The sequence below is a fragment of the Vibrio sp. 1069 genome, from assembly GCF_033340555.1.
The window spans coordinates 1-502 of the sequence record NZ_JAWOWP010001041.1; the positions used below are offsets into that span (position 1 = coordinate 1).

At 38.6% G+C, this 502-nt stretch carries 1 protein-coding gene; it reads right to left on the bottom strand.

Annotated elements, in window-relative coordinates; translation table 11 throughout:
* Window positions 1-502 (bottom strand): hypothetical protein (locus R7040_RS30490; RefSeq protein ID WP_318098195.1); only part of this gene is annotated, 502 nt, incomplete at both ends.

Sequence of the window (502 nt, forward strand, 5' to 3'; positions counted from 1 at the left end):
ATAAAAATAAATATATCGTGAATACGAACCTTTAAATTTATGAAACCAAAGGCTATCACTGTCCACAGACAAATGATCAATACTAAAAAAGCCAGTAGCTGTATAAGTTTCAGACTCAATGAGCCCACCATCAAATGGTGCTAACACAGGTAAATACCCATTAACTACATCGGGAAGATACAGCAGGTTTTTATCACCATTTCTACCTATGAATGCATCCTGCCTAGAGTAGGTTTTATCCACAAAACCAAAGTTAACAGCATTCTTTTCCTCTGTCGGGTCATCATTTACAAAAGATGCATTTATCCGAGCCCCAAACAACTCATGAATGACAGGAAAAAATGATTCATACTCCGTTAAATATTCTTTCGCTGCTACCGCAACATTGTTCATATCCGTTGTGTCGGTCTCTTTGGTCGTCACAATGGTGATTCTGAAGTAAACCGTTTCTTGTGTTTTTCTTCCGTTTACCGTCCCTTGAGTAACGTTAGCTGGCAGAGAC